At 62.0% G+C, this 5054-nt stretch carries 4 protein-coding genes; all 4 read right to left on the bottom strand.

The genetic code is table 11. The features are described from left to right. Positions 1–166: 166 nt before the first annotated feature. The 4 genes from B7X90_RS18040 to B7X90_RS18025 all read right to left on the bottom strand — a co-directional run bounded on the left by B7X90_RS18040 (position 167) and on the right by B7X90_RS18025 (position 5020). A complete protein-coding gene (locus B7X90_RS18040) occupies positions 167–1435 on the bottom strand; it encodes a cyclopropane-fatty-acyl-phospholipid synthase family protein (protein ID WP_292626915.1) in 1269 nt (422 codons plus the stop codon). A 36-nt stretch (positions 1436–1471) separates the two neighbouring features. Continuing rightward, entirely contained in the window at positions 1472–2836 is a 1365-nt protein-coding gene (locus B7X90_RS18035) for a deoxyribodipyrimidine photo-lyase (RefSeq protein WP_292626912.1), read from the bottom strand. 76 nt (positions 2837–2912) lie between these two features. Beyond that, a complete protein-coding gene (locus tag B7X90_RS18030; RefSeq protein WP_292626910.1) occupies positions 2913–3884 on the bottom strand; it encodes a metal-dependent hydrolase in 972 nt (323 codons plus the stop codon). 83 nt (positions 3885–3967) lie between these two features. Continuing rightward, complete coding sequence (locus B7X90_RS18025) at positions 3968–5020, bottom strand: 2-oxoacid:ferredoxin oxidoreductase subunit beta (protein ID WP_292626908.1); 1053 nt, start codon at positions 5018–5020, stop codon at positions 3968–3970. Positions 5021–5054: the final 34 nt, after the last annotated feature.

Genomic DNA, 5054 nt, shown 5'->3' with positions numbered 1-5054 from the left:
TCCCATCAGGAGGCCATTCCAGCCAATACGCACGTCTCTCCCGCGTCAGCGGGTTCGTTCAATCCCCCACCGATTCAAAGCGGTCGAAAAACGCTCTAGCCCCATCACGCACGACAGTGTCCTTTCCCGCTACCGCGGCGACGGCGTGTTCAGACGGCTTTGAGGTTCAGCTTTTTATCAGTGTCACCTGACTGACATTGATCCCGCCGCCACGGAAACCTCCCTCGCAATACATCAGGTAATAGCGCCACAGATCGACAAAGCGCGGGTCAAAGCCATGTGGCAGGCGGTCCTCATCCACCGCGCGATCCAGCGCTTCTCGCCACAACCTGAGCGTGCGGGCATAATCAAGGCCGAAGTCTTCGCGGTCCTGCCAAGTCAGGCCCCGTTCACGCGCAAGCCGGGAGAACTCGCTTTCGCTGATAAGCAGTCCGCCGGGAAAGACATAGGCCTGGATGAAATCGGCGCTGCTGGCATAAACTTCGAACAGATCATCGCGGATAGTGATGTATTGCAGCGCGGCGCGGCCGCCGGGTTTCAGACACCGGGCGAGGCAATCGAAATAGGATGGCCAGTACTCGCGGCCCACCGCCTCAACCATTTCGACACTGGCGATGGCATCAAAGGTGCCCGTGACGTCTCGGTAGTCCTGATGGCGATAGTCTATGCCGGACAAGCCTGAGGTAGCCAGTTCGGCCCTTGCCCATTCAAGCTGTTCATCGGACAGGCTGATACCGGTGACCTTCGCGCCCGTCGTTTCGGCAAAGCGCCGCGCAAGGTATCCCCAACCACAGCCGATTTCGAGCACTTCGCTGCCGGGTTTCAAACCAAGCCGCGCGGCCAGACGGTCCACCTTGTTGGCCTGCGCCTCTGCCAGTGGCGCGTCAGCACCAATGCCTAGCCACGATGCGCTGGAATAACTCATCGTTTCATCAAGCCACAGGCGATAGAAATCATTGCCGAGGTCATAGTGCGCGGCGATATTGCGACGCGCTTGTGCCTTGGAGTTCTTGCGCAGGAAATTCAGCACCCGCCCCGCCAGCCGCCACGGCCCTTTGGCCCGGCCGACATCGCCGAGCGTGGACGCGTTGCGCATGAAGAGGTCAAAGATCAGGACCGGATCAGGGCTTTCCCACTCACCCGCAACCCACGCCTCGTACCAACCGATCGACCCTGCCGTAGCCAGACGGATCAGCGCGTTCCAGCTTTTGAGGTGGATGCGCGCAACCGGCCCCTCGCCCCGCCCGCCCACGCTGCGCTGCTCGCCATCGGGAAGCGTTGCGTGGATCGTACCTTGGACCAAGCCCCGGTCGATACGGTCCACCACCTTGCTGAAAGAACCGGAAAACAGGTGTGCCAACCAGCGGCCAGCGGCGGACATGTTCCACCCTCCGGCAACCAGATGCCCTCCCCTTGCAGGCGTCTGTGTGTTCATCGTGTCGATATGTGGTCCTGAACCGCAACGCGCAAGTCAGCTTTGCGCCTTCATGGCCTGATGGGCAGAAAGGGCACGTGCGCGGGCCTCGGCGTGGGGGACAATCTTGGCTGGGTAGCCTCGCGGTGGAAACACGGGGTCATGAATGTCGGCATCGGAAAGATGTGCCAGTTCGGGCACCCATTGCCGGATGTAATCCGCAGCATCGAACTTTGGCGATTGCGTAAGCGGGGCCATGATCCGCACGAACATGTTGGAATCGACGCCCGTGCCCGCCGTCCACTGCCAGTTGACCGCGTTCGAGCCATAGTCGGCATCAACCAGCGTATCCCAGAACCAGCGCTCGCCCTTGCGCCAGTCGATCAGCAGGTGCTTTACAAGGAAGCTGGCGGCGATCATGCGCACGCGGTTGTGCATCCAGCCGGTGTGCCAAAGTTCGCGCATCCCTGCATCGACGATGGGATAGCCGGTGCGGCCTTGCTGCCATGCTTGCAGATCGGCGCTTGCGTCGCGCCAAGGCAGGTGGTCGTAGGCTTCGCGGGCGTTCTTTGTGCCGTAGTCGGGGAATTGCACGATCACGTTCTGCGCATAGTCGCGCCAGCCCAGTTCGCCGAGGAACACATCAACCGACCCGCCAGCATCGGCCACACGATGCCAGATCGTGGCGGGGGAAATCTCGCCGAAGTGCAAGTGTGGTGAAAGGCGCGAGGTGCCGCCCTGCGATGGCAGATTGCGACATTCGCCATAAAGACGCGCGTTGTCCTCAAAAGCGTCGAGCCGGGCCAACGCGCCTACCTCGCCGGGGGTCCATTCCTCTCGCATCCCACCTGACCAGTCAGGCTTGGTGGGCAGCAGTGCCCATTCAGCCAGACGGTCGCTTTCCGGCCAGACCGCCGGAGCATCAAGACTGGCAGGCGCCGCACTTGGCGGTGCTGGTGGCAGGCGCTCCTTCAAAGCATTCCAGAATGGCGTGTAGATCTTATAGGGCGTGCCACTGCCGGTCAGCACCGTGCCTGTTGGTGCAAGGTAGTTGCCATGATGGAGTTCAAGGCGCAGCGCCCTGGCCACCGCTTTTTCTGCGTTGCGCCACCACGGTTCGTAGTGATGCAGCGCATGAACCACCCGCGCGCCGGTTTCACGCCGGATGGCTGCAAGTTCCTCATGGCACTTTCCACGGCGCAGGATCAGCCGCGAACCAAGTTTGCGCAGGTTTTGATCGAGGCTCTCAAGGCTGTGGTGCAACCACCAGCGCGAAGCCGCGCCCATCTTGCGATGCTTGGGGGCATCATCATCCAGGATATAGACCGGTATCACCGGCCCTTCGGCAGCAGCGGCCAGAAGCGCGGCCTGATCGGCAAGACGGAGATCGCGGCGGAACCAGACAATTACAGGATCGGACATTGACCTAGTTTGGCCGTTGCACCGCACGCTTTCCACCCTTGCCGACATGCCCCTTTGGGCAGGATGCGGCGAAAGGTCAGCGGCTTGCGACGGACGCGCGGCATTCCGTGGCTTGCAGCGGGACCATCGCGCTGACAGTGAAGCCGCCGCGCGCCTCCGGCCCGGTGAAACGTGCGTCGCCAATGGTGACCTGCGCCTTGCAGCCGGTTTGCTTGATCAATGCAAACGGCAGTTGCGACCAGTCAAGAAAATCGCGCACTTCCGCGCTCGACCCGATGGCGCGCTGCACCAGTGGGTCGGCCATGTTGTCAATCAGGACAGCCGCACCGTGTTCCAATGCAAAGACGCGTTTCAACGGACTGTAGTGCGCCCGACGTATCGCCCCGTCTTGTCGCCAGATCACTTCCCGCTGCCAGAAAAGGACAGGACCGGGCGAAGCAAACACGCGGTCCGGCACGGGATAGGGTGCCGACATGCGCAAAGCCTTTCCCGCAAGGTATGAAACGCCAATGTTCAGCAGGACAAAGCCGAGTGTCGCCGCAAGCGCCGCCACAGCAGGCCAGCCCCTCACCTTGCGTCGCGCGCGCCAGATGCCCAGACCAAGGAAGACCAGCAGCCATGGCGAAACTATGAACAGCCCGTCAGTGTGGAACCAGCGATCGCTCAACGGCGACATCAGTTGGACCGCATAGACGTTCTGCAGATCGAGCAACGGATGCGTGAGCGCGCCAAGGTAGCAAAGCGCCATCAGCCAGCCAAAGCGCATCGGCAGGGCATCGCCCGCAATCCGGCCTTGCCGGTCCTGCCACCGATCCAGCAGCCACAGCAGCCCCGCCAGCAACGGCGGCATGAGCAGCACCCCGCCGACCAGCCCATGCGTAAAGCCGCGATGCATCGCCAGCGGCGCCCACGGAGCCCAACCGAAAAACACATCGATATCCGGCATGTTCGCCGCGAGCACACAAGCGGCAAGCCCTTTGCGCGTGCGGTTCTTGAGGCCGGTTTCGGCAAGCGCCCAGCCAACGAGACTGTGGGTCAGGTTGTCCATTGGTTATGCCTCACGCAAAAGGCCGCAAGGGCGTGACGGGGTCACATCCTTGCGGCCTTGCGATTTCAGGTAGAGCCGGTCCTTCAGATCGGATCAGCCGCCGTGCCGCTGACCGTCCAAGTCTGGCCCTTGCCCAGCAGCTTGGCGAGGTTGGCGTCCTTGCCCTTGCGGGCCTGTTCGTCCTGGCCGAGCAGCACCGTTTCGTAGGTCGGGCGCGGATCATCGTAGATCACGCCCAGCGCCATCGGGAACGGGCCGAACGGCATTTCCACCAGCATGTGGGCCAGCGCGCGGTTCTTCACGTTGTGGACGATAACGCCCGCAGCCTGCCAATCACCATCGATCACATCGACGACCTTGAGGCTGAGGGTCTCCATGTCGAGCGCAATGCCCTTTACGCCGCCCGACTTTTCCGAGCCGAACAGCATCGGCTCTCCTTCAGTCAGCCACAGTTGGTTCTGGTCGGCCACACCCTTGGCGACGAAATCGTCGAAGCGGTCCTTGTTGTAGACGATGCAGTTCTGGAAGATTTCCACGAAAGACGCGCCCTTGTGGGCATGGGCCGCTTTGAGCACGGCAGGCAGGTTCTTCGACACGTCATAGGCCCGCGCAATGAAGCGCGCGCCCGAACCCAGCGCAAAAGCACAGGGCAACGCAGGCCGGTCAACCGACCCCATAGGCGACGTGGGCGAATTGGTGCCTTCGCGGCTTGTGGGCGAGAACTGGCCCTTGGTGAGGCCGTAGATCTCGTTGTTGAACAGCAGGATCTGGACATTCACGTTGCGACGCAGGATGTGCATCGTGTGATTGCCGCCGATGGACATGCCGTCGCCGTCACCCGTCACCAGCCACACGTCGAGATCCGGGTTCGCCAGCTTGATGCCGGTGGCAAACGCTGGTGCGCGACCGTGGATCGTGTGGAACCCGTAGCTCTCGATATAGTACGGGAAGCGGCTTGAGCAGCCGATGCCGCTGACGAACACGGTGTTGGCCGGGTCAGCGCCCAGTTCCGGCAACGTGCGCTGCACGGCTTTCAGGATCGCGTAATCGCCGCAACCCGGGCACCAGCGCACTTCCTGATCGGTTTCCCAGTCCTTGAGCGTGGTCTGGACCGCGATCTTGGTCATCTCGTTCATGGGTTCACACTCTTGATGCTGGGCAGTTGCGTCT

Origin of the sequence: Novosphingobium sp. 17-62-19 (genome assembly GCF_002256775.1) — a bacterium.
In the GTDB taxonomy this organism is placed as follows: Bacteria; Pseudomonadota; Alphaproteobacteria; order Sphingomonadales; family Sphingomonadaceae; genus Novosphingobium.
Note: the sequence above shows the minus strand (reverse complement) of the source record. Positions and strands in the feature narration are given on the sequence as shown.